This is a genomic window from Rubrivivax soli, from assembly GCF_049810355.1.
Lineage (GTDB): Bacteria > Pseudomonadota > Gammaproteobacteria > Burkholderiales > Burkholderiaceae_C > Rubrivivax.
This window is the reverse complement of the sequence record NZ_CP187368.1, coordinates 436,613-461,503: the sequence shown is the minus strand read 5'-3', so window position 1 is coordinate 461,503 and position 24,891 is coordinate 436,613. Positions and strand designations below refer to the sequence as shown.

Below are 24,891 nucleotides of genomic sequence, written 5' to 3'. Positions count from 1 at the left end.
GGAAGAAGGGCATCAGCGGAAGCGCACGAGCCACGTGAAGGCCGCCAGCGACAGCAGCAGGTAGATGAGGCTCGGCGTGGCGGCCACGATCCACGGCGTCCACGCGCGCAGCAGGCCGATGTGGCCCGCCAGGTTGTTCAGCAGCACGAAGCTGATGCCCAGCAGGATGCCGCCGAAGACCTTCAGGCTGACGCTGCCGCCGCGCGCGTGCAGGTAGGCGAAGGGCAGCGCCAGCGCCACCATCACCAGGCAGGCCAGCGGGTACAGCGCCTTCTTCCAGAAGCGGATCTCGTGGTTCTGCGCGGCCTGTGCCTGGTCGCTCAGGTGCGCGCTGTAGCGCCACAGCTCGGCCGTGGTCATGGTCTTCACGGGCAGCACGGCCGCGGCCACCACGGCCGGCGTCAGCGTGCTCTGCCACAGCAGCTGCGCGCTGCGCTCCTGCTGCACGGCGGGCTCGCCGATCTGCCGCGCCAGCGGCCAGCGCGTCGTCTCGGCGTCGCGCAGCGTCCAGGTGCCGGCACCGTCGACCTGGCCCTGCGGCGCCGCGATGCGCCGCACCAGGCGGCCGTCGCTGTCGAACTCGAAGATGCGGATCCCCTCGAGCGCGCCGCTGCTGCTGGTGCCCTGCAGGTTGATGCTGAAGCTGCGTTCGCCCTCGGGTGTGCTGCGCTTCTCCTTCAGCCAGGCGCCGGCACCGCCGACCTTCAACCCGCCGGAGAAGCGGGCCTTCAGCGTCACGCTCTCGCGTTCGCTCCAGGGGGCGATGTAGTCGCCGATGACGAAGGTGACGGCACCGAAGACCACGCCCAGCACCGCCAGCAGCGACAGCGCACGCCCCGGGCCGAGGCCGCCGGTGCGCAGGATCGTGAACTCGCTGCTCTGCGCCATGCGCGACAGCGCGTAGATGCTGCCGATGAGCACCGCGATCGGGATCAGCTCGTACAAGTGGCCCGGCAGTTCGTAGGCCGCGGCCAGCACCGCGGTGCCGACGGTGCGCCCGCGGGAGCCGACGTCGTCGAGCTCGTCGACGAAGTCGATGAAGTAGAACAGCGACAGGAAGGCCAGGGCCACGAACAGCACCGACGAGACGATGTCGCGGTAGAGCAGCCGGCGCACCGTCTTCATGCACCGGCCCCCTGCGTGCGCCGGGGCCCGGCGGGCAGCAGCCGCACCACGGCCGCATGGTCGCGCCACCACAGCAGCGCCAGCGCCAGCACGAAGGCCGCACCGTGCAGGCCGGCGAGCCCCGCACCCAGCCCGACGCGGCCGCTGGCGACCCAGGTCTGCGACAGGTTGATGAGGTTGTAGTAGACGACGAAGCCCAGCAGCGCGAACAGCAGGTTCCAGTTGCTGGCGCGCCGCGGATTGGTGGCGGCCAGGCCGATGCCGATCAGCAGCAGGTTCGCGGCGCCGAACAGCAGGCCGAAGCGCCACACCAGCTCGCCCTGGTGGCGCGGGGTGGGCTGACGGATGAGCTCGATCGTGCGCAGCGCGCGCGGCGGCCGCGACTCGACGTCGCGCACGCGGCGCTCGTCGGCCAGCACGCGGTAGGTCTCGAAGCTGGAGAGCGTCTTCTCACCGGTGCGCAGGTTGACGTCGTTGCGCTGGCCGCGCTGCAGCACGAGGTAGCTGTCGCCGCCCTCCCGCTCGAGGCGGCCGCTGCGCGCCGAGGTCACCGACTCGCTGCCTTCCTGCTGCGACAGGATGAACACGTTGCGCGCGTTGACGCCGTCGCTGCTCTCGCGCTCGATGAAGAAGACGCGGCGGCCGTCGCTGGAAGTCTGGAACACCCCCGGCGTGACGCGCGAGAGGTCCGAGCGCTGGGCGTAGCGGTCGCGCAGCTCGAGGCTGTTGCGGTTGCCCCAGGGCCAGACGAAGAACAGCAGCAGCGCGATCACCAGCAGCACCGGCCAGGCCGTGCGCAGCACCGGCCGCACGAAGCGCGACAAGCCGACGCCGCTGGCGAACCAGACGGCCATCTCGCTGTCGCGGTACATGCGGCCGAGCGTGACCACGATCGCCACGAACAGCGACAGCGCCAGGATCATCGGCAGGTAGCCCAGCGACAGGTAGCCCAGCAGCAGCACCACGTCCTGCGGTGCCACGGCGCCGCTGGCGGCCTGGCCGATGGTGCGGATCAGCATCATCGTCAGCACGATGGTGAGGATCACGACCAGCGTCGCGCCGAAGCTCCGGGCCAGTTCGCGACGCACAGTTGAATCGAATAACATCCGCGGCTTTTCTAGACGGACAGGAATTATGGACTTCAAGACGCAAGTTGCCGCTGCGGCGGGCCTGGGCGCAGTGGCCGCCGATGCCTTGCTGCTGGTGGTGGCCGGCAGTGCGGTGCCCGGCGACCTGGACAAGAGCCTGGCCGGCGTGCTGACCGCCGCCGTCAACGCCGGCGACTTCGCGTTCAAGTCCGGCAGCACGCTGTACCTGCACCGTGTCGACGGCGTGAAGGCCGGCCGGGTGGTGGTGGCAGCCGCCGCCGACGGCTCGGTCAAGGCCTTCCGCAAGGCGGTGGCCGCCGGGGTCGGCGTGCTCAAGAGCGGCGGCGCGCGCCGCGTCGCCGTGGCCCTGGCCGGCGCCGAACTGACGGCCGACCACGCCGAAGCGCTGGTCACGTGCGCCAGCGAGGCGTTGTACGTCTACCGCGCCACCAAGCCCAGCGCGCCGGCCGCGGCCAAGCTGGCGAGCTTCGCGCTGGTCTGCAGCAAGGAGCAGAACGCGGCCATCGCCGCGGGCCTGCGCACCGGCGAGGCCATCGCCGCCGGCGTGGAGCTGGCGCGCGAGTGCGCCAACCGCCCGGGCAACCACTGCACGCCGACCTACCTGGCCAACACGGCGCGCCAGCTGGGCAAGGACCACGGCCTGAAGGTCGAGGTGCTGGAGCGCAAGGACGTCGAGAAGCTGGGCATGGGCTCGTTCCTGGCCGTGGCACAGGGCTCGGCCGAGCCGCTGAAGTTCATCGTCGCGCGCTACAACGGCGGCGCCAAGACCGCCGCGCCGGTGGTGCTGGTGGGCAAGGGCATCACCTTCGACACCGGCGGCATCAGCATCAAGCCGGCCGCCGAGATGGACGAGATGAAGTTCGACATGGGTGGCGCGGCCAGCGTGCTGGGCACGCTGAAGGCGGTGGCGCTGGCGAAGGCCAGGGTCAACCTCGTCGGCATCATCCCGGCCTGCGAGAACATGCCCAGCGGCACGGCCATCAAGCCGGGCGACGTGGTCACCAGCATGTCGGGCCAGACCATCGAGATCCTGAACACCGACGCCGAAGGCCGCCTGATCCTGTGCGACGCGCTGACCTACGCCGAACGCTTCAAGCCCGCGGCCGTGGTCGACATCGCCACGCTCACCGGCGCCTGCGTGATCGCGCTCGGCGGGGTGCGCTCGGGCCTGTTCAGCAGCGACGACACGCTGGCGGCCGACCTGCTGGCTGCCGGCGAGAAGAGCGCCGACCTGGCCTGGCGCATGCCGCTGGACGAGGAGTACGACGACGCGCTGAAGAGCAGCTTCGCCGACATGGGGAACGTCGGCGGTCGCGCCGGCGGCGCGATCACGGCGGCGAAGTTCCTGCAGCGCTTCACCGCCAAGCTGCGCTGGGCGCACCTCGACATCGCCGGCACGGCATGGAAGTCGGGCGCCGCGAAGGGCGCCACCGGCCGCCCGGTGCCGCTGCTGACGCACTACGTGCTGTCGCAGGCCAAGTGACGGCGCGGCGGCGGCCGTGATCTCGGAGGTCGAGTTCCACACCGGCGTCGCCGACGAGCTCGACTTCGCCTGCCGCCTGCTGCGCAAGGCCTACCGTCGGGGCGCGCGGGTGCTGGTGACGGCACCTCCCGAGAAGCTGGCGCGGCTGGACCGCGCGCTCTGGGTCTTCGAGGAGCGGGACTTCGTGCCGCACGTCCTGGTGGGCGACCAGGCCGCCCGGCCGCAGCCCGGTGCGGGCGTGCTGGCACGTACACCCATCTGGCTGGCCGGCGCCGCGCCGCTGCCAGGCGCGCCGGACGTGCTGGTGAACATCGGCGCCGACGCGCCCGAGGACCTGGCGCGCTTCTCGCGCGTGATCGAGATCGTCGGCGCCGACCCCGATGCCGAGCAGGCCGGCCGGCAGCGCTGGCGCACCTACAAGGCCCGCGGCCTGCAGATCACGCACCATGCTGCGGCAGCACGCGACTGAGCGGGCCGCGACAACCCTGTCGGCGCCGGGCGCGCTTGTTGCGTTGACCCTTCATCTCCAAGGCCAACCCTCGCTTCCCCCGGGTCGGAGGGGTTGTCATTTGGGGTATCGTTTCGCGCTTCTTTCTTTCCTTTCGTTTGTCTTGAAGACAACACCACCGGAGGTTTCCAGCATGCAACTCAAGCTGAATGTGATCGTTGGCGCTGCCGCCGCCCTGCTCGCGGGCACGGCCTATGCGCAAGACCTGGTCGTCAAGATCGGCCACGTCGGCCCGACCAGCGGCGCCATCGCGCACCTGGGCAAGGACAACGAGAACGGCGCCCGCATGGCGATCGAGGAACTCAACGCCAAGGGCGTGATGATCGGTGGCAAGAAGGCCAAGTTCGAACTGCTGGCCGAAGACGACGCCGGCGACCCCAAGCAGGGCACGGCCGCCGCGCAGAAGCTGGCCGACAGCAAGGTCAACGGCGTCATCGGCCACCTGAACTCGGGCACCACGATCCCGGCGTCGAAGATCTACAGCGACAACGGCATCCCGCAGATCAGCCCCTCGGCCACGAACCCCAAGTACACCCGCAACGGCTACAAGACCGCCTTCCGCGTCGTCGCTGACGACGTGCACCTGGGTGGCACGCTCGGCAAGTACGCCGTGACGCAGCTGAAGGGCAAGAGCATCGCCGTCATCGACGACCGCACCGCCTACGGCCAGGGCGTCGCCGACGAGTTCGAGAAGGGCGTGAAGGCCGCCGGCGGCAAGACCGTGGGCCGCGAGTTCACCAACGACAAGGCGACGGACTTCACCGCCATCCTGACCAGCCTGAAGGCCAAGAAGCCGGACATCGTCTTCTTCGGCGGCATGGACGCCGTGGCCGGCCCGATGATGCGCCAGATGAAGCAGCTGGGCATCGAGGCCAAGTTCATGGGCGGCGACGGCATCTGCTCGAGCGAGCTGCCGAAGCTGGCCGCCGGCACCATGGCCGACAGCCAGGTCGTCTGCGCCGAAGCCGGTGGCGTCGAGGGCGCGGCCAAGAAGTCGATGGACGACTTCCGTGTCGCCTTCAAGAAGAAGTACAACGCCGACGTCCAGGTGTACGCCCCGTACGTGTACGACGCCGTCAACGTGATGGTCGCCGCGATGGTGAAGGCCGGCTCCGCCGAGCCCGCGAAGTACCTGCCGGTGCTGGCCAAGATCGAGCACAAGGGCGTCACCGGCAACATCGCCTTCGACAACAAGGGCGACATCAAGAACGGCGCGCTGACCCTGTACACGTACAAGGGCGGCAATCGCGAGCAGCTCGCCGTCGTGCGCTGATCGTCTTCAGCCACTCCGCGTGACAGGCGCCCTGCGGGGCGCCTTTTTCATGCCCGCGCGGCGGAAGCGGCTTGATCCAGGGCAAGCCTCGGCGGGCGCCGCTGGCTAGAGTGCCGCATGCCTATCGAGTTATTTGCCCGCGGCGCGCACCGCTGCCTGATGTTCAGCGACCTCAGCGGCGAGGACGGCGACGCCGTGCAGGCCAACCAGTTCCTGGTCGTCGATGGCGACACCGGCGCGGTCATCGACCCCGGCGGCAACCTCGCCTACAACGAGCTCTACGTGGCGATGACGCACCACTTCGCGCCGAGCCGCCTGTCGGCCATCGTGGCCTCGCATGCCGACCCCGACATCGTCGCCTCGCTGGACCGCTGGATGACCGCAACGCAGGCACCGGTCTACATCTCGCGCGTGTGGGAGCGCTTCATTCCGCACTTCTGCAAGCCGGGAAAGACCACGGGCCGCGTCGTCGGCATCGCAGACGCCGGCATGCGCATCCCGGTGGGCGGCAGCGAACTGGTGGCGCTGCCCGCGCACTTCCTGCACGCCGAGGGCAATTTCCAGTTCTACGACCCGGTGGCGCGCATCCTGTTCTCGGGCGACCTCGGCGTCTCGCTGGGCACCGGTGCGCAGGCGCAGCAGGTCGCGACCTCGCTGGCGCCGCTGCTGCCGCGCATGGAGGGCTTCCACCGCCGGTACATGGTCGGCAACCAGGTGCTGCGCTGGTGGGCCGACATGGTGGGCACGCTGGACATCGACATGATCGTGCCGCAGCACGGCGCACCGCTGGCCGGGCCGGCGGTGGGCGAGTTCATCGCCTGGGCGCGCGAGCTGCGCTGCGGCGTCGACCTGATGGGGCCCGGCAACTACCGCGTGCCGGCCTGAGGTTCAGCCCCTCGGCGGCCGGGGCAGCCGGTCGTAGAGCCGGCACAGCTCGGCCAGCCGCTGCGCGTGCCAGGCGTGCACCTGGCTCCACTGGAAGCGCCACTCCCAGTAGCCCTCGCCCTTGCCGGGGAAGTTCATGCGGCAGCTGCCGGGCAGGCCCAGCACGTCCTGCATCGGGTGCACCGCGGTGTCGGCGACGCTGGCGCAGGCGGCGCGGATCATCGTCCACGGCATGTCGTGGCCGTCGGTCGCGAGGTAGCCACGGGCGAAGTGGCGCTCGTGCTCGCTGGCCGCGGACCACCAGCCCGCCACGGTGTCGTTGTCGTGCGTGCCGGTGTAGACCACCGTGTCAGGCTCGTGGTGGTGCGGCAGGTACTTGTCGCTGGCGTCGCCGCCGAAGGCGAACTGCAGGATGCGCATGCCGGGGAAGGCGAAGGCCTTGCGCAGGGCCTCGACGTCGGGCGTGATGATGCCCAGGTCTTCCGCGATGATGGGCAGCGGCCCGAGCGCCTGCGCGACGGCCTCGAACAAGGCCGCACCGGGGCCAGGCACCCAGCGGCCGTTCAACGCGGTGGGCTCGCTGGCGGGGATCTCCCAGTAGCCGGCGAAGCCGCGGAAGTGGTCGATGCGCACCACGTCCACCAGTTCGAAGATGCGGCGCACGCGTTCCACCCACCAGGCATAGCCGTCGGCAGCGTGCGCGCTCCAGCGGTACAGCGGATTGCCCCAGCGCTGGCCGGTGGCGCTGAAAAAGTCCGGCGGCACGCCGGCCACCACCGTGGGCCGGCCGTCGTCACCGAGTTCGAAGAGGTGCTGGTTGGCCCACACCTCGGCGCTCTGGTGGGCGATGAAGATCGGCGCGTCGCCGACGATGCGCACGCCCCGGGCGTGGGCATGGGCGCGCAGTGCCGCCCACTGGCGGAAGAAGCACCACTGGCCGAAGCGCCAGAAGGCCACGCGCCCGGCGTGCTGCGCCGCCGCCGCAGCCAGCGCCGCCGGCTCGCGGCGCACCAGGGCAGGTGCCCAGTCGCACCAGTCGGCCCAGCCGTTGGCCTCGCACAGCGCCATGAAGAGTGCGTAGTCGTCGAGCCAGCTTGCCTGCGCGGTGCAGAAGGCGGCGAAGTGCGCCTGCTGCTCGGCGGTGCCGCGGGCGGCAAAGCGGTCGGCCGCGCGGGCCAGGCGCTCCATGCGGAACGGCACGACGTGCGCGAAGTCCACGTGCTCGGCCGACAGCCCCGGCACCGGTTCCAGGTCGGCGGCGTCGAGCCAGCCCTGTGCGTGCAGCTCGTGCAGGTCCACCAGCAGCGGGTTGCCGGCGAAGGCCGAGGTGCTCATGTAGGGCGAGTTGCCCGGGCCGATGCCGCCCAGCGGCAGGATCTGCCACAGCGTCTGGCCGGCGCCGGCGAGCCAGTCGACGAAGTGGTAGGCCTCGGCGCCGAAGTCGCCCGAACCGTGCGGGCCGGGCAGGGAGGTCGGGTGCAGCAGCACGCCGCTGGCACGTGGGAATCGCATGGTGGGCTTGTCCTTGCAGGAAGAGGCGTCGGGCTGACGGACGGCAGGTGTCAGCCGCCGGCGTCGCGCAGCAGCACGACGCTGCGCGCGCGCAGCCAGAAGCTGTCGGCGCCGTCGCGGCGCCAGGGGCTGCGGCCATCGGCGGCGGTGCTGTCGAGTTCGGCGTGCCAGTCGCCCGGCGGCAGCGCGAAGGCCGCGTCCATGTCGCGGCCGTTGATCAGCAGCAGCAGCGGCGCGCCGCCGCGGCCGGGCGCGCCGATCAGCGCGCCCAGGATGCGCGAGCTGCGGTTGTTCCACTCGTCGGCCGTCAGGGGGGCGCCGCTGCGGCGCAGCCAGGTCAGGTCGTGGCGGCCTTGCGCGTCGGGCAGGCCGGTGTACCAGCGCTCGCCCAGCGGCAGCAGCGTCTTGCGCAGGTGGATCACGTGCGCGGTGAAGTCGATCAGCGCGGTGTCGGCCGCGGCCCAGTCGATCCAGGTGGTCGCGTTGTCCTGGCAGTACGGGTTGTTGTTGCCACCCTGGCTGTGGCCGAGCTCGTCGCCGGCAGCCAGCATCGGCGTGCCTTGCGACAGCAGCACGGTGGCCAGCAGCGCGCGCTGCAGCCGCGCCCGCAGCGCCAGGACCTCCGGGTCGCCGGTCGGGCCTTCCCAGCCGCAGTTCCAGCTGAGGTTGTGGCCGTGGCCGTCGCGGTTGTCTTCGCCGTTGGCCTCGTTGTGGCGCATGTCGTAGCTGACCAGGTCGGCCAACGTGAAGCCGTCGTGCGAGACCACGTAGTTCACCGACTCCGCAGGCGGTCGCCGACGCGGCTGGTACAGGTCGGACGAGCCGGCCAGGCGCAGTGCGAACTCGCCGCGCGTGCCGTCGCCGCCGAGCCAGAAGGCGCGCGTGGTGTCGCGGAACTTGTCGTTCCACTCGAGCCAGCCGTTCGGAAAGCCGCCCAGCTGGTAGCCGCCGGGCCCGAGGTCCCAGGGCTCGGCGATGAGCTTGGCGCCCGCCAGCACCGGGTCCTGCGCCAGCGCGTGGAAGAACGGGCCCTGGCGGTCGAAGCCGTGCCCGCTGCGGCCGAGCACGGGCGCCAGGTCGAAGCGGAAGCCGTCGACGTGCATCTCCTGCACCCAGTAGCGCAGGCTGTCCAGCACGAACTGCAGCACGCGCGGCTGGCGCAGGTCGAGCGCGTTGCCGGTGCCGGTGATGTTGTCGTAGAGCCGCCGGTCCGCCTGCAGGCGGTACCACGCACAGTTGTCCAGGCCGCGCCAGGACAGCGTGGGGCCGTGTTCGTCGGACTCGGCGGTGTGGTTGTAGACCACGTCCAGCAACACCTCGATGCCGGCGGCGTGCAGGCGCTGCACCATGCGCCGGAACTCGTCGCGCGGTACGGCCGTGGCGGCGTAGCGTGGCTCGGGGCAGAAGAAGCCGATCGTGTTGTAGCCCCAGTAGTTGCGCAGGCCCATCTGCGCCAGGCGCCGCTCGTCCAGGTGCTGGTGCACCGGCAGCAGGCTCACCGCGGTGACGCCCAGCCGCTGCAGGTGGGCGATGGCGGCGTCGCTGGCGAGACCGGCATACGTGCCACGCTCTTGCGCGGGGACGCCGGGCATGCAGCGCGTGAAGCCGCGCACGTGCAGCTCGTACAGCACGGTGTCGGCCAGCGGCGTGTGCAGTCGGCGGTCGCCCTGCCAGTCGACGCGGTCCTGCACCACGCGCGCCTTCAGCGCACGCGGACCGTTGTCGCGCATGTCCATGTGCTGCGGATGCACGGCGTCGGCGCCGAAGTGCGGGTCGGACCAGTCGAAGCCGCCCGGCGGCAGCACGATCTCGCGCGCCCAGGGGTCGAGCAGCAGCTTGTGCGGGTTGCAGCGGTGGCCGCGGTCGGGGCGCCAGGGGCCGTGCACGCGCAGGCCGTAGACCAGGCCTGCGGCGGCGCCGGGCAGGTGGCCGTGCCAGACGTCGCCGCTCTGCGCCGGCAGGGCCAGCCGCGCCGTCTCGGTGCTGCCGCTGTCGTCGTACAGGCACAGCTCGACGGCGCTGGCGTGCGACGAGGCGATCGCGAAGTTCACGCCGCGGTCGTCGCAGTGCGCGCCCAGCGGCCAGGCGCGACCCGCCTGCAGCAGCGGCTCCTGCCGGGTCAGACGGTCCACGTGAAGAACACCGTGGCCAATGGCGGCAGGGTCAGCACGATGGATTGCGCATGGCCGTGCGCCGGCACGTTCTCGCTGCGCGCGGCGGCCATCGGCGTGCCGACGTTGCTGCCGCCGTAATGGGCCGAGTCGGTGTTCAACCGCTCGTGCCAGGTGCCGGCGGCCGGCACGCCCAGGCGCACGCCCTGGTGCACCACGGGCACGAAGTTGCTCACCACCAGCAGCATGTCGCCGTTGCTGCCCCGGCGCACGAAGCTGTAGACGCTGCGCGCGGCGTCGCCGTGGTCGATCCACGCGAACCCGGCGCTGCTGAAGTCCTGCGTGTGCAGCGCGGGCGTGCTGCGCAGGAGGCCGTTGAGGTCGCGCACCAGGCGCTGCAGGCCGGCGTGCTCGGGTTGCTGCAGCAGGTGCCAGTCGAGGCTGATGTCGTGGTTCCACTCGCGTTCCTGGCCGAACTCGCAGCCCATGAACAGCAGCTTCTTGCCCGGGTGGCCGAACATGAAGCCGTAGTAGGCCCGCAGGTTGGCGAAGCGCTGCCAGCGGTCGCCGGGCATCTTGCCCAGCAGGCTGCCCTTGCCGTGCACGACCTCGTCGTGGCTGAGCGGCAGCACGAAGTTCTCGTTGAAGGCGTAGACGAGGCCGAAGCTCATCTCGCCGTGGTGGTGGCGGCGGTGGATGGGGTCGCGTGCCATGTACTGCAGCGTGTCGTGCATCCAGCCCATGTTCCACTTGTAGTGGAAGCCCAGGCCGCCGGCGTAGGTGGGGCGGCTGACGGCGGGGAAGGCCGTGCTCTCCTCGGCCAGCGTCACCGCCTGCGGCCGTTCGCCGCCGATGACTTCGTTGGTGCGTTTCAGGAACGCGATCGCCTCGAGGTTCTCGCGCCCGCCGTGCACGTTGGGGATCCACTCGCCGGGCTTGCGGCTGTAGTCGCGGTAGAGCATCGAGGCCACCGCGTCCACGCGCAGGCCGTCGATGTCGAAGCGCTCCAGCCAGTACAGCGCGCTGCCCACGAGGAAGTTGCGCACCTCGGTCCGGCCCACGTTGTAGATCAGCGTGTTCCAGTCGTTGTGGAAGCCCTCGCGCGGATCGGCGTACTCGTACAGGTGGGTGCCGTCGAAGCGTGCCAGACCCCAGGTGTCGGTGGGAAAGTGCGCCGGCACCCAGTCGAGCAGCACGCCCAGGCCGGCCGCATGGGCGCGGTCGACGAAGCGGCGGAAACCCGCAGCCGCGCTGCCGTGCGCCGCGTCCTGCGGGCTGGCGAACCGGGCCGTGGGCGCGTACTGGCCCAGGGTCTGGTAGCCCCAGCTGCCGTCGAAGGGGTGCTCGCTGACCGGCATCAGCTCCAGGTGCGTGAAGCCCATGTCCTGCGCGTAGGGCACCAGCGTGTCGGCAAGCTCGTCCCAATCGAGCCAGCGGTTGCCTTCTTCGGGCTTGCGCCGCCACGAGCCCAGATGCACCTCGTAGATGCTCATCGGCGCGTCAAGCGCATTGGCCGCCTGGCGGGCTGCCGACGGCGGCGCCACGGGCGGCATCGTGGCCACGATGCTGGCGGTGGCCGGGCGCAGCTCGGCCTGGCGGGCGAACGGGTCGGCCTTCTGCGGCAGCAGTTCGCCGTGCGGTCCCAGCAGCTCGAACTTGTAGCGCGCGCCCGGGCCCACGCCGGGCAGGAAGATCTCCCACACGCCGCATTCGCGGCGCAGGCGCATCGGGTGGCGGCGGCCGTCCCAGTGGTTGAAGTCGCCGACGACGCTGGTGCGCGTGGCGTTGGGCGCCCAGACGGCGAACGCGGTGCCCGCCACGCCGTCGATCGTGCGCGGCGTGGCGCCCAGCACCTCGTAGGGCCGCAGGTGCGAGCCTTCTCCGAGCAGCCACACGTCCATCTCGCCGAGCACGGCGCCGAAGCGGTAGGGGTCGTCGATCAGCGCCGTGCTGCCGTCGGCCCAGGTGGCTTCCAGGCGGTAGGCGCCGCTGCGGGCCACCTGGCGCTCGAACACGCCGTCGGCGTGTCGGCAGTCGAACTGGCCCAGCGAGCGCCCGCCCGGTGTCAGCGCCCGCAGCTTCGTGGCGCCCGGCACGAAGGCGCGGATCCAGTGGCTGCCGTCGGCCGCGCGGTGCGGCCCGAGCACGCCGAAGGGGTCGCCGTGGCGGCCCTGGCGCAAGGCATCGACGTCGTGGAGGGTGAGCATCAGCGCTGCGGGTCGATGTTCCAGACCTCGCGAGCGTATTCCAGGATCGTGCGGTCCGACGAGAACAGCCCCATGCCGGCCACGTTGGCGATGGCCTTGGCGGCCCAGGCATGGCGGTCGCGGTACAGCGCGTCGACACGCGCCTGCGCCTGCACGTAGCTGTCGAAGTCGGCCAGCAGCAGGTAGTGGTCGCCGCCCCAGAGCAGCGAGTCGACCAGGCCGCGGTAGCGCGCCGGCTCCTCGGCCGAGAACACGCCGCCGGCGATGGCGTCGAGCACCGCCTTCAGCACCGGGTTCTGCTCGCACACGCGCAGCGGCTGGTAGCCGCCGTTCTTCAGCGCCGCGACCTCGGGGGTCTTGAGGCCGAAGATGAAGATGTTGTCGTCGCCCACCTGCTGCCGGATCTCGATGTTGGCGCCGTCGTCGGTGCCGATCGTCAGCGCGCCGTTCATCGCGAGCTTCATGTTGCCGGTGCCCGACGCTTCGGTGCCGGCGGTGGAGATCTGCTCGGACAGGTCGGCGCCGGGCATGATGACCTCGGCCACCGAGACGCCGTAGTTCGGGATGAACGCGACCTTCAGGCGGCCGCGCAGCCGCGCGTCGTGGTTGACGACGCTGCCGACGTCGTGGATGAGCCGGATGATGTTCTTGGCCATCGCGTAGCTCGACGCCGCCTTGCCGGCGAAGACCACGGTGCGCGGCACCCAGTCGGCGTCGGGCGCGGCCAGCATCGCCTGGTAGCGGCTGATCACGTGCAGCACGTTCAGCAGCTGGCGCTTGTATTCGTGGATGCGCTTGACCTGCACGTCGAACAGGCTGTCGGGGTCGACCTCGATGCCGGTGCTGGTGCGGATGTGCGCCGCCAGCCGTGCCTTGTTGGCCCGCTTGACGGCGAGGAACTCGGTGCGGAACGCCGCATCGGTGGCCAGCGGCCGCAGCCTGGCCAGTTCGTCGAGCCGCAGCCGCCAGCCGCGCCCAATGCGCTGGTCCAGCAGCGCCGCGAGCCCCGGGTTGGCCTGCGCCAGCCAGCGCCGCGGCGTCACGCCGTTGGTCATGTTGGTGAAGCGGTCGGGCCACAGCAGCGCGAAGTCGGCGAAGATGGTCTGCACCAGCAGGTCGCTGTGCAGCGCCGACACGCCGTTCACCTTGTGGCTGCCCACCACCGCCAGGTGCGCCATGCGCACGCGGCGTTCGCCGGACTCGTCGATCAGCGACAGCCGGCGCAGGAAGCCGTCGTCCCCGGGCTTGCGCCGGGCGGCGTCGGCCAGGAAATCGTGGTTGATGCGGAAGATGATCTGCAGGTGCCGCGGCAGCACCTGCTGCATCAGCGCCACCGGCCAGGTCTCCAGCGCCTCCGGCATCAGCGTGTGGTTGGTGTAGCTGAACACGCGACCGGTCAGCGCCCAGGCGGCGCCCCACGCCATGCGGTGCTCGTCGACCAGCAGCCGCATCAGTTCGGCGACGCCGATCGCCGGATGCGTGTCGTTCAGGTGGATGGCCACGCGGTCGGCCAGGTTGGCCAGCGTGCCGTGCTCGTCCAGGTGGCGCGCCAGGATGTCCTGGATGGAGGCGCTGGTGAAGAAGTACTCCTGGCGCAGCCGCAGCTCGCGTCCGGCCGGCGTGCTGTCGTTGGGGTACAGCACCCACGAGATGTTCTCGAACTCGTTCTTGTACTCGGCCGCCCGGGCGTAGTCGCCGCTGTTGAAGGCGTGCAGGTCGATCTGCGAGGGCGCCATCGCCTTCCACAGGCGCAGCGTGCTCACGCGCTCGGTGCCGTGGCCCGGCACCACCATGTCGTAGGCCTTGGCCGCCACTTCGCCGGCGTGGCGCCACGCCGGCGGGGCGTCGGGACCTTCGGCCTGCTCGACCCAACCGCCGAACCGCACCGGGTAGGACAGGGCGCTGCGCGGGAACTCCCAGGGCGTGCCGTCTTCCACCCAGGGGTCGGGATGCTCGATCTGCCGTCCGCCCTGGATGCTCTGCGCGAACATGCCGAACTCGTAGCGGATGCCGTAGCCCATCGACGGCAGGCCCACGGTGGCCATCGAGTCGAGGAAACACGCCGCCAGACGCCCCAGGCCGCCGTTGCCCAGGGCCGCGTCCTTCTCTTCGGTGGCCAGGTCTTCCAACCGCGTGGCGTGCTGCTGCGCCGCGGCTGCCGCGCCGGCCTCCAGGTCCAGCGCCGCCAGCGCATTGCCGAGCGTGCGCCCGATCAGGAACTCCATCGACAGGTAATACACCCGGCGGGCACGCTGCTTGCGATCGTGGGCATCGCCCTCGACCCATCGGCGTGACAATGACTCGCGGGCCACCTGCGCCACGGCGTGCATGACGTCTGCGTGCGAGGCTGCGGCCGGGGCCACGCCCACCGTGGACAGCAGATGGTGGTCGACCAGGGAGCCGACGGTGGCGGGGCTGGAAGAAGGCTTGGCAGTCATGGCGGAAGTGTCAGAAGGCGGAGGGCCCACGGCGGATGCACGACGCGTGCCGCGGCAGCGCAGTGTCCGCGATCGCCGTTGCGGGCGTCAATGGTGGGCGTCGCATCATGACGTAGTTTCACTACATCGACAGCCTGCCGTTTGTCACGGCAACGCATACGTTGGAATCAAAATATTGAACTGGAACAATGATTTAAACCAGACATCTGATGTTTTGTATGAGAAATGCATTGTTCTTTCCGAGCAGAACTGAACCGTCGATGCCTGATGATCTGATGTAATTTTCCTGCCATCGCACGATCCGACAACACCACGAGGAGACACGATGAAAACGACCGATGCCGCCCAGACCTTCGACCTGCCACGCCGCGCCGTGGCACTGGTGCTTGCCGGCGGCCGCGGCAGCCGCCTGAAGAACCTGACCGACAACCGCGCGAAGCCCGCCGTGTACTTCGGCGGCAAGTTCCGCATCGTCGACTTCGCGCTCAGCAACTGCATGAACAGCGGCATCCGCCGCATCGGCGTCATCACGCAGTACAAGAGCCACAGCCTGCTGCGCCACCTGCAGCGCGGCTGGGCCTTCCTGAAGACCGAGATGAACGAGTTCGTCGACCTGCTGCCGGCGCAGCAGCGCGTGGACGAGGAAAGCTGGTACCGCGGCACGGCCGACGCCGTCTACCAGAACCAGGACATCCTGGCGGCCTACCGCGCCGACTACGTGGTGGTGCTGGCCGGCGACCACATCTACAAGCAGAACTACGCGCTGATGCTGGCCGACCACGTGGCGCTGGGCAAGGAGGTCACGGTCGGCTGCATCGAGGTGCCGCGCGACGAGGCGCGCGCCTTCGGCGTGATGGCCATCGACGAGCAGCGCAACATCCTCGAGTTCGTCGAGAAGCCGCCCGAGCCGCCGGCGATGCCGGGCAAGCCCGACCGCGCGCTGGCCAGCATGGGCATCTACATCTTCAATGCGCGCTACCTGTACCGCGAGCTCGAGCGCGACATGGCCGACCCCAACTCCAGCCACGACTTCGGCAAGGACATCATTCCGAAGATGGTGCGCGCCGGTACCGCGGCGGCGCACCCGTTCGAGCTCAGCTGCGTCGGTGCCAAACCCGGCACCGGCGCCTACTGGCGCGACGTGGGCACCATCGACGCCTACTGGGACGCCAACATCGACCTCACCGCGACCGATCCGCTGCTCAACCTGTACGACACGCACTGGCCCATCTGGACCTACCAGCAGCAGCTGCCGCCGGCGAAGTTCGTGCACAACCAGGACGACCGCCGCGGCATGGCCATCGAGTCGGTGGTCTCCGGCGGCTGCATCGTCTCGGGCTCGGTGTTCCGCTCGGTGCTGTTCTCGATGGTGCGCGTGCACTCGTATGCCTCGGTGAGCTGGGCGGTGCTGCTGCCCGGCGTGGAGGTGGGGCGGCACGTGCGGCTGAACCGGGTCGTCGTCGACCGCGACTGCGTCATCCCCGACGGCATGGTCATCGGCGAGGACGCCGCCGCCGATGCGCAGCGCTTCTACCGCACCGATTCCGGCATCACCCTGGTCACGCGCGACATGCTGCGCAAGCTCCAATGACGATGCGGGTGCTGCATGTGGCGGCCGAGGTCTTCCCGCTGGTGAAGACCGGCGGCCTGGCCGACGTGGTCGCGGCGCTGCCGGCGGCGCAGGCAGAGCAGGGCGCCGACGTGCGCCTGCTGCTGCCCGGCCTGCCGCCGGTGCTGGAGGCGGTGCAGGGCGCGCGCACCATCATCGACATCGGCGCCTGCTTCGGCGCCTTGCGCGTGCGCCTGCTGCTGGCGCGCATGCCCGGCACCGGGCTGCCGGTGTACGTGGTCGACGCGCCCTACCTGTACCGCCGTGGCGGCAGTCCGTACCAGGACAGCCAGGGCGAGGAGTGGCCCGACAACCTCCAGCGCTTTGCGCTGCTGGGCTGGGTGGCTGCCCACCTGGCGGCCGAGGATGCCGACCCGCAGTGGGTGCCCGACATCGTGCACGCGCACGACTGGCACGCCGCGATGGCGTGCGCCTTCATGGCCGAGCACACGCCCACGGCGGCGGCGTCGGTGTTCACGGTGCACAACCTGGCATTCCAGGGCCTGTTCGCGATGCACGACTGGGCCATGCTGGGACTGGCGTCGCGCCTGATGTCGCCGGCCGGGCTGGAGTTCCACGGCCAGCTCAGCTTCATGAAGGCCGGGCTGAAGTTCGCCGACCGCGTGACGACCGTGAGTCCGACCTATGCCCGCGAGATCACCACGCACGAGTTCGGCTGCGGCCTCGACGGCGTGATCCGCGGCCGCGGCGCCGACGTCTGCGGCATCCTGAACGGTATCGACTGCGAGATCTGGAACCCGGCCACCGATGCCGCCATCGCGGCGCGCTACGACGCCGAGCGCCTGGCCGGCAAGGCGCAGTGCAAGCGCGCGCTGCAGGCCGAACTGGGCCTGGACACCGAAGCAGGCGCGCTGGTGCTCGCGGTGGTGAGCCGGCTCACGGCGCAGAAGGGGCTGGACCTGGTGCTGGCCGCCTTGCCCGAACTGGTGCGCCAGGGGGTGCAGTTCGCGGTGCAAGGCACGGGCGAGCCGGCGCTGGAGGCGGCCTTCCGCATGGCGCAGCAGGCGCACCCGGGGCGTGTGCACGTGCACATCGGCTACGACGAGGCGCGCGCGCACCGGCTGGTGGCCGGGGCCGACGTCATCGCCGTGCCCTCGCGCTTCGAGCCCTGCGGGCTGACGCAGATGTACGGCCTGCGCTACGGCACGCTGCCGGTGGTGCGCCGCGTCGGCGGGCTGGCCGACACCGTGATCGACCTCGACGCGCAGCCCGACGGCACCGGCTTCTGCTTCGACGCCGCCACCCCGCTGGCGCTGGCCCAGGCCGTCCAGCGCGCCGTGCGCCGGCACGCCGACGAGCCGGCCTGGCGGGCGGCCATGGTGCGTGCGATGGCTGCGCCGCTCTCGTGGGCGCAGCCGGCTCGCGCCTACCAGGCGCTGTACGGCCGGGCCCTGGCCGCACGGCGGGCCTGACGGCTGCAAGCCGCGTGCTTGGGTGGCACGCGGCTTGCGGCAGATGCCGGAGATGCCGGGCGCCGTCGCGACCGGCCGCCGACCCGCCACCGCCGCCATGCACGACAGCACCTCCCGCCCGTCCCAGGTCTTCGACACCGTGCTGGCCGGTGGCCACCTCGTCGACCCCGCACAGGGCCTGGACGGCCACTTCGACGTGGCGGTGCATGGCGGGCGCATCGCAGCGGTGCTGCCGGCAGGCAGCGACCTGCCGTCGCGCCACCGCATCGACGTGCGCGGCCGGCTCGTGATCCCCGGCATGATCGACACGCACGCCCACGTGTTCCAGCACGTCACCGGCCGCTTCGGGCTGGAGGCCGACCTGTGCGGCGTGCGCTCGGGCGTGACCACGCTCATCGACCAGGGCGGCCCGTCGTGCATGACGCTGCCGGCCTTCCGCGCGTTCGTCGTCCAGCCCAAGGCCACACGGGTGTTCGCGTACCTCTCGACCTACCTCGTGGGCGGACTGGAGGGGCACTACTACCCGCAGCTGTACCGCCCCGACTGCGTCGACGTGCAGGCCACGACGCGGGCGGCGCTGGCCAACGCCGACATCGTCAAGGGCTTCAAGGCGCACGCCGAGCTCGGCGGCTTCGCGCGCTGGGGCATCGAGGTGGTGCGGCTGTCGGCCGACATCGCACGCCAGGCCGGCCTGCCGCTGTACATCCACTTCGGACAGCTCTGGCCGCTGCCGGCCGAGGGCGCGAACGGCATCGACGCCGACACCATCCTGGCCGACGTGGTGCCGCTGTTGAAGGCCGGAGACATCCTGGCGCATCCGTTCACGCGCCACCCCGGGGGCTTCGTGGACCGCCAGGGACGGGTGCACGGCATCGTGCGCGAGGCGCTGGCGCGTGGGCTGAAGGTCGACGTCGGCCACGGCTCGCACTTCAGCTACCGGCAGGCCCGCATCGCGCTCGACGCCGGCATCGTGCCGCACACGCTGGGCGCCGACATGCACGGCTACAACACCGCGGTGCCCGCGCCTGCCGGCACGCCGGCCGTGCACAGCGACGCCGAGCACATGTTCTTCGGCCAGGTGCGCTTCTCGCTGGCCTCGGCCATGACGGCGATGCTGGCGCTGGGCCTGCCGCTGCAGCAGGTGGTGCGCATGGTCACCTGCAACGTGGTCGATGTCTTCGGCTTGCCGTCCGAGCTGGGCACGCTGGCCGTGGGCCATCCGGCCGACGTGACGGTGCTGCACGACGAGAGCGGCCGCTGGCTGCTGCGCGACAACGAAGGCACGCAGCTCGTCGGCAGCCGCCTGCTGCGGCCCGCCTTCTGCCTGCGCGACGGCGTGCGTTTCGAGGCCGACGCCGGCATCCTGCCGGCGGCAGAGGCGGCGTGAAGGCCCGCGGCGGCCCGGCTCTGCGCCGGGCCGCGCCGCCAGCCGCGCGGTCGCTCAGCCGATCAGGCCGCGCTGGCGCAGCAGCTCGATGACGCGGTCGGCGGCCCGCTCGGCCGTCAGCTCGGTGGTGTCGATGCGCAGTTCGGGCGCTTCGGGCGCCTCGTAGGGCGAATCGATGCCGGTGAAGTTGCGCAGCTCGCCGCGGCGCGCCTTCTTGTACAGGCCCTTCACGTCGCGGCTCTCGGCCACGTCGAGCGGCGTGTCCACGTGCACCTCGATGAACTCGCCTTCGGCCACCAGGCTGCGCGCCAGCCGGCGCTCGGCGCGGAACGGCGAGATGAAGGCCGTCAGCACGATGAGGCCGGCATCCACCATCAGGCGCGCGACCTCGCCGACGCGGCGCACGTTCTCCACGCGGTCGGCCTCGGTGAAGCCCAGGTCCTTGTTCAGGCCGTGGCGGATGTTGTCGCCGTCGAGCAGGTAGCTGTGGCGGCCCAGCGCGTACAGGCGCTTCTCCACCAGGTTGGCGATCGTCGACTTGCCCGCGCCCGACAGCCCCGTGAACCACAGCACCACGGGCTTCTGCCCCATCAGCGTGCCACGCGCGGCCTTGTCGATGTCGACGTGCTGCAGGTGGATGTTGTGGGCGCGGCGCAGTGCGAAGTGCAGCATGCCGGCGCCGACCGTGTTGTTGCTGAGCCGGTCGATCAGGATGAAGCCGCCGGTGTCGCGGTTGGTGCCGTAGGGGTCGAACGCCACCGGTCGGTCGAGCGCGATGTTGCACACACCGATCTCGTTGAGCTCCAGCTGCTTGGCGGCCAGCTTCTCCAGCGTGTTGACGTTGACCTTGTGCTTGGGTTCGGTGATGGTGGCGCTGACCGTGCGCGTGCCGATCTTCAGCAGGTAGGGCCGGCCCGGCAGCAGCGGTTCGTCGGCCATCCAGACGATGCTGCACTCGAACTGGTCGGCCACCTCGGCCGGCGTCTCGGCGCGCGAGATGACGTCGCCGCGCGAGATGTCGATCTCGTCATGCAGCGTCAGCGTCACCGACTGGCCGGCCACCGCGCGCTGCAGGTCGCCGCCGTGCGCGACGATGCGTGCCACGGTGCTCTCGCGCCCCGAGGGTTGCACGCGGATGCGGTCACCGGGCGCGATGCTGCCGCTGGCGATGAGTCCGCAGAAGCCGCGGAAGTCGAGGTTGGGGCGGTTCACCCACTGCACCGGCAGGCGGAAGGCGTCGGACTGCAGCCGGGTCTCGTCGATCTCGGTGGTCTCCAGGAAGCCCATCAGCGTGGGCCCGTGGTACCAGGCCATGTTCTCGCTGGCCGTGGTCATGTTGTCGCCCTTCAGGGCCGACAGCGGGATCGTCGTGATGTCCTTCAGCCCGATCTGCTGCGCGAAGGCGCGGTACTCCTCGTCGATGCGGTTGTAGACCTGCTGCGAGTACTCCACCAGGTCCATCTTGTTGATCGCCAGCACCACCTTGCGGATGCCGATCAGGCTGACCAGGAAGCTGTGCCGGCGCGTCTGCGTCAGCACGCCCTTGCGCGCGTCGATCAGGATCACGGCGACGTCGGCGGTGGAGGCGCCGGTGATCATGTTGCGCGTGTACTGCTCGTGGCCGGGCGTGTCGGCGACGATGAACTTGCGCAGGTCGGTGCTGAAGAAGCGGTAGGCGACGTCGATCGTGATGCCCTGCTCGCGCTCGGCGCTGAGGCCGTCGACGAGCAGCGCGAAGTCGATGTCTCCGCCCTGCGTGCCCCACTTCTTCGAGTCGGCCTCGATCGCGGCCAGCTGGTCCTCGAACAGCATCTTCGACTCGTAGAGCAGGCGGCCGATGACGGTGCTCTTGCCGTCGTCGACCGAGCCGCAGGTGATGAAGCGCAGCAGGCTCTTCTTCTCGTGCTGCGCGAGGTAGGCGCCGATGTCGCTGGCGATCAGGTCGGAGACGTGGGCCATGTCAGAAGTACCCCTCTTGCTTCTTCTTTTCCATCGATGCGGCCGAGTCGTGGTCGATCATGCGGCCCTGGCGTTCGCTGGTGCGCGTGAGCAGCATCTCCTGGATGATGTCCACCAGCGTGGCGGCTTCGCTCTCGACCGCGCCGCTCAGCGGATAGCAGCCCAGCGTGCGGAAGCGCACCTTCTTGAGCATCGGCACCTCGCCGGGCTTCAGGCGCTGCGCCATGCGGTCGTCGTCCACCATGATCAGCGTGCCGTCGCGGTCGACCACCGGGCGCTCGGCCGCGAAGTACAGCGGCACGATCGGGATGTTCTCCAGGTGGATGTACTGCCAGATGTCGAGCTCGGTCCAGTTGCTGATGGGGAAGACGCGGATCGATTCGCCCTTGTGCTTGCGGCTGTTGTACAGATGCCAGAGCTCGGGCCGCTGGTTCTTCGGGTCCCAGCGGTGCTGCGCGGTGCGGAAGCTGAAGATGCGCTCCTTGGCGCGGCTCTTTTCCTCGTCGCGGCGGGCGCCGCCGAAGGCGGCATCGAAGCCGTGCTTGTCCAGCGCCTGCTTCAGGCCTTCGGTCTTCCACATGTCGGTGTGCACCGCGCTGCCGTGGTCGAACGGGTTGATGCCGCGGGCCTGGGCCTCGGGGTTGTGGTGCACGATGAGCTGCATGCCCATCTCGGTGGCCATGCGCTCGCGCATCGCGTACATGTCGCGGAACTTCCACGTGGTGTCCACGTGCAGCAGCGGGAAGGGCGGCGGTGCCGGGTAGAAGGCCTTGCGTGCCAAGTGCAGCATCACTGCGCTGTCCTTGCCGATCGAGTACAGCATCACCGGCCGTTCGGCTTCGGCGACCACCTCGCGCAGGATGTGGATGCTCTCGGCCTCCAGACGTTGCAGATGGGTGAGTTGGACAGGTGTGGCCATGGCGTCGATGCGAAGGAGCGCGGTGGGCTGACAGGGGACGGACAGCAGGTGCTGCATTGCAGCAATTCGCGTGCCGCCGGGGCGCGAGTATCGCCGATGCAAAGGCCTGCAGGCACTGTGCCCGTGCATTCGTGGGATCCGCCGAGGGCCCCCGCCGGAACGGCTCTTGCACGCGGCTACAGTCTCGACGAGGAGAACCCCGATGCACCTGGAACGACTGCACGACCCGCAACTGCTGCAGGCCGTGATCGATATCACGCGCCGCGCCGGCGAACTGATCCTGCAGGTCTACGCGACCGACTTCGCGGTGCGCGGCAAGACCGACGCGTCGCCGGTGACCGAAGCCGACGAACGCGCAGAGGCCCTGATCGTGCCGGCCCTGCAGATGCTGGCGCCCGAGGTGCCCATCGTCGCCGAGGAGGCGGTGGCCGGCGGCGCCGCCCCCGAGATCGGCGACTGGTTCTGGCTCGTCGATCCGCTCGACGGCACGAAGGAGTTCATCAGCCGCAATGGCGAGTTCACCGTCAACATCGCGCTGGTGCACCAAGGCGTGCCCGTGCTGGGCGTGGTGCTGGCGCCGGCGCTGGGCCGGCTGTTCGCCGGTGTGGCAGGGCAGGGCGCGTTCGTGGAAGACGTTGCGGGCCGGCGCCCCATCCGCTGCCGTGCCGTGCCGGCCGCGGGGCTGACGGTGGTGGCCAGCCGCTCGCACGGCGATGCCGCCGCGCTGGACGCCTACCTCGCCGGGCGCACGGTGGCGTCGCTGGTGAATGCCGGCTCGTCCCTCAAGCTGTGCCTGGTGGCGGCGGGCGAGGCCGACCTGTACCCGCGGCTGGGCCGCACGATGGAATGGGACATCGCCGCGGGGCACGCCGTCCTGGCCGCTGCCGGCGGCCGGGTGCAGACCCTGCAAGGCGAGCCCCTGCGTTACGGCAAGGCCGGCTTCGACAACCCGCATTTCGCCGCCAGCGCCGCCTGAACGGGTCCGCCGCGGGCGGGTCGGCCCCGAAACGAGGGGGCTGGTCTGGCTCTTGCTCGTGCATTCCGTGGCGAATTGGGGGGGTGTGGTCCAACCCCGGCCGATAACATCGCCTGTCTGCATTCGAACGACACACCGCACCATGAGAGCTCGGGTTGGGAACTGGATCGCTGCGCCGCTGCGCGCCGTGCTCGCGTTGGCGCTGGTGGTGGCCGTGGCGGCTTGCGGCGGCTCGCGCAGCGCCTCGGGCAACGACGTGGTGGTCAGTGGCAGCGCCTCGGCCGAGACCTTCGTGCCCGGTGCCACGGTGGTCTTCACGATGGTGGTGCAGAACGTCGGCAACGAAGCTGCGCGCGACGTCCGGCTCACCCAGCAGTTGGGCAGCTTCCTGGTGCAGACCGGCTTCACCTGCGCCGCCGGCGGCGATGCCGTGTGCCCGGCCGTGCTGGGCCCGGTGATGTCGGTGCCCACGCTGGGCGTCGGCGGCATCCTCACCTTCAACATCAGCGCCACGGTCAACGTCATCACCAGCGGCACCATCAGCAGCACGATGACGGCCACGGCTGCCGACGACATCGGCCGCGTCAACAACGCCGCCACGGCGACGGCGAACGTGGTGGTCACCGCCACCAGCCTGGGCGTGACGCAGAACGCCGAGCCCGGCGTCGCGGCGGGTGCGGCCACCACCTTCCAGGTCGTCGTGGCCAACCCCACGGGCGCGACGGTCGTGAACAACCTGGCGCTGCAGTGGAACGCCACGGCGCCCTTCGCGCTGGAAGGCATCACCGTCACCTGCACGGCCACAGGCGGCGCCACCTGTCCGGCCGACCAGCCGCCATCCGCCAGCATGAGCTTCACCATGCCCACGCTGGGCGTGGGCCGCTCGCTGGTGTTCAGCTTCACCGTGCCCACCGCCACCAGTGCGCGCGGCACCATCACGAGCACCGCGACCGTCAGTGCCGAAGGCGACCTGGACGCGGCCAACAACACCTCGGTGGCCACCACGCTGGCTTCCGACGGCCGCAACGGCGCCTACGAGGTCTATGCCGCCAATGGCCGGCTGTACGCGTTGAACATCGACTTCGACGCCCGCCAGTACACCTTCAGCGGCAGCGGCTTCGCCGACACCCGCACCTTCGCCCCGGCCGACGACGGCGGCTTCGCGACCACGCTGGGCGAGCACCTGCGTTCGGCCGAAGACCTGGTGGTGGGCGCGCACGCGGTGGGCGGCAGCAAGGTGCCGTATGTCGCGGCACGGCGCTTCGCCACGGCCCTGGGCGGGCTGCCGGCCACGCTGAACCTGATGCTGCGCAACGTCAACGCCGACGGCAGCGGCGCCGTCACGCGGGCGGCCACGGCGCGGGTCAGCGGCAACGTGCTGCAGGTCTGCCAGGACGACTTCGAGGTGGTGCAGGCCCAGAGCTGCGGCGTCGGCGCGCTGCGCAGCTTCGTGCTCAGCATCAGCGGCGACACCTACACCGGCGTCGACACCGCCAGCGGCAAGAGCTTCAGCTTCCGCCTCGCGCGCTCGGGCGCCGCCGACGTGCTGCTGGCGGTGGGCGCAGGCACCACGGGCGACGCGACGCTGCAGTTCCTGATCGGCCTGAACGAGAGCGTGGGCCTGACCGACAGCGTGGTCTGGGGGCCGGGCATCTATGCCGACGGCCGCAGCGAATGGCTGCGCACCGAGCTCACGCGCACCACCTACCTCGCCGAGGGCGACGTCATCGCCGACCTCAGCGGCCTGTTCCGGCTGGACAACACATCGCCGGTGGCCATGCTGCAGGGTGCGCCGCTGCCGACGCTGGACGGCGCGCCGGTGTGGGTAATGCAGTCGTACCCGCTGGTGGTGGTGGTGGGTGCGACCAAGAGCGACGTCGACCAGCCCAACGTCAGCGGGCTGCTGCAGATCGGCGTGCCCTGACGCGGCGGCAAGCGCGCGGGCAGCGAGGAATCC

At 70.5% G+C, this 24,891-nt stretch carries 17 protein-coding genes; 9 read left to right on the top strand and 8 right to left on the bottom strand.

The annotated features are described in order from the left end of the window. Positions 1-12 precede the first annotated feature (12 nt). Both lptG and lptF read right to left on the bottom strand, forming a co-directional pair. Positions 13-1,125, bottom strand: a complete 1,113-nt coding sequence (gene lptG / locus ACPOLB_RS02025; protein ID WP_425259629.1) for an LPS export ABC transporter permease LptG — start codon at positions 1,123-1,125, stop codon at positions 13-15. Next, on the bottom strand, positions 1,122-2,231 hold the full coding sequence (lptF, locus tag ACPOLB_RS02020; protein WP_425259628.1) for an LPS export ABC transporter permease LptF: 1,110 nt from the start codon (positions 2,229-2,231) through the stop codon (positions 1,122-1,124). Before lptF ends, lptG begins: the two co-directional genes overlap by 4 nt. Positions 2,232-2,259: 28 nt before the next feature. On the opposite strand from lptF, the gene ACPOLB_RS02015 reads away from it, so the two are divergent. The 4 genes from ACPOLB_RS02015 (at position 2,260) to ACPOLB_RS02000 (ending at position 6,383) form a co-directional block, all read left to right on the top strand. After that, complete coding sequence (locus tag ACPOLB_RS02015; RefSeq protein WP_425259627.1) at positions 2,260-3,717, top strand: leucyl aminopeptidase; 1,458 nt, start codon at positions 2,260-2,262, stop codon at positions 3,715-3,717. Between the two features lie 16 nt (positions 3,718-3,733). Then, a complete protein-coding gene (locus ACPOLB_RS02010; protein WP_425259626.1) occupies positions 3,734-4,186 on the top strand; it encodes a DNA polymerase III subunit chi in 453 nt (150 codons plus the stop codon). A gap of 172 nt (positions 4,187-4,358) precedes the next feature. After that, entirely contained in the window at positions 4,359-5,498 is a 1,140-nt protein-coding gene (locus ACPOLB_RS02005) for a branched-chain amino acid ABC transporter substrate-binding protein (protein WP_425259625.1), read from the top strand. 117 nt (positions 5,499-5,615) lie between these two features. Further along, positions 5,616-6,383: an MBL fold metallo-hydrolase gene (locus ACPOLB_RS02000; RefSeq protein ID WP_425259624.1), complete on the top strand. Its 768-nt coding sequence runs from the start codon at positions 5,616-5,618 to the stop codon at positions 6,381-6,383. Between the two features lie 3 nt (positions 6,384-6,386). On the opposite strand, the gene malQ is transcribed toward ACPOLB_RS02000, so the two are convergent. The 4 genes from malQ to ACPOLB_RS01980 are packed head-to-tail and all read right to left on the bottom strand — an operon-like array spanning position 6,387 to position 14,651. After that, positions 6,387-7,895, bottom strand: coding sequence for a 4-alpha-glucanotransferase (gene malQ, locus ACPOLB_RS01995; RefSeq protein ID WP_425259623.1), 1,509 nt, complete (start codon positions 7,893-7,895; stop codon positions 6,387-6,389). Positions 7,896-7,945: 50 nt separating this feature from the next. Next, the gene (glgX, locus tag ACPOLB_RS01990) at positions 7,946-10,027 is read right to left on the bottom strand and encodes a glycogen debranching protein GlgX (RefSeq protein ID WP_425259622.1); all 2,082 of its coding nucleotides are present in this window, start codon (positions 10,025-10,027) and stop codon (positions 7,946-7,948) included. Further along, entirely contained in the window at positions 10,015-12,213 is a 2,199-nt protein-coding gene (gene glgB, locus ACPOLB_RS01985) for a 1,4-alpha-glucan branching protein GlgB (RefSeq protein ID WP_425259621.1), read from the bottom strand. Before glgB ends, glgX begins: the two co-directional genes overlap by 13 nt. Continuing rightward, positions 12,213-14,651 carry a glycogen/starch/alpha-glucan phosphorylase gene (locus ACPOLB_RS01980; RefSeq protein WP_425259620.1) on the bottom strand — a complete coding sequence of 813 codons (2,439 nt, stop codon included), beginning with the start codon at positions 14,649-14,651 and terminating at the stop codon, positions 12,213-12,215. Before ACPOLB_RS01980 ends, glgB begins: the two co-directional genes overlap by 1 nt. A gap of 325 nt (positions 14,652-14,976) precedes the next feature. On the opposite strand from ACPOLB_RS01980, the gene glgC reads away from it, so the two are divergent. The 3 genes from glgC (at position 14,977) to ACPOLB_RS01965 (ending at position 19,080) form a co-directional block, all read left to right on the top strand. Continuing rightward, entirely contained in the window at positions 14,977-16,242 is a 1,266-nt protein-coding gene (glgC, locus tag ACPOLB_RS01975) for a glucose-1-phosphate adenylyltransferase (protein ID WP_425259619.1), read from the top strand. Next, positions 16,239-17,693, top strand: a complete 1,455-nt coding sequence (gene glgA / locus ACPOLB_RS01970) for a glycogen synthase GlgA (protein ID WP_425259618.1) — start codon at positions 16,239-16,241, stop codon at positions 17,691-17,693. The genes glgC and glgA overlap by 4 nt, the downstream gene beginning before the upstream one ends. Positions 17,694-17,790: 97 nt before the next feature. Continuing rightward, entirely contained in the window at positions 17,791-19,080 is a 1,290-nt protein-coding gene (locus ACPOLB_RS01965; protein ID WP_425259617.1) for an amidohydrolase/deacetylase family metallohydrolase, read from the top strand. Between the two features lie 54 nt (positions 19,081-19,134). Here the strand turns inward: ACPOLB_RS01965 and cysN are convergent, their stop codons facing one another. Next, the gene (cysN, locus tag ACPOLB_RS01960; protein WP_425259616.1) at positions 19,135-21,039 is read right to left on the bottom strand and encodes a sulfate adenylyltransferase subunit CysN; all 1,905 of its coding nucleotides are present in this window, start codon (positions 21,037-21,039) and stop codon (positions 19,135-19,137) included. A 1-nt stretch (position 21,040) separates the two neighbouring features. Continuing rightward, positions 21,041-21,958, bottom strand: a complete 918-nt coding sequence (cysD, locus tag ACPOLB_RS01955; protein WP_425259615.1) for a sulfate adenylyltransferase subunit CysD — start codon at positions 21,956-21,958, stop codon at positions 21,041-21,043. A 202-nt stretch (positions 21,959-22,160) separates the two neighbouring features. Between cysD and cysQ the strand changes: the two genes are divergently transcribed. Continuing rightward, on the top strand, positions 22,161-22,934 hold the full coding sequence (gene cysQ / locus ACPOLB_RS01950; protein WP_425259614.1) for a 3'(2'),5'-bisphosphate nucleotidase CysQ: 774 nt from the start codon (positions 22,161-22,163) through the stop codon (positions 22,932-22,934). Between the two features lie 142 nt (positions 22,935-23,076). Further along, positions 23,077-24,858 carry a hypothetical protein gene (locus ACPOLB_RS01945; RefSeq protein WP_425259613.1) on the top strand — a complete coding sequence of 594 codons (1,782 nt, stop codon included), beginning with the start codon at positions 23,077-23,079 and terminating at the stop codon, positions 24,856-24,858. Positions 24,859-24,891 lie beyond the last annotated feature (33 nt).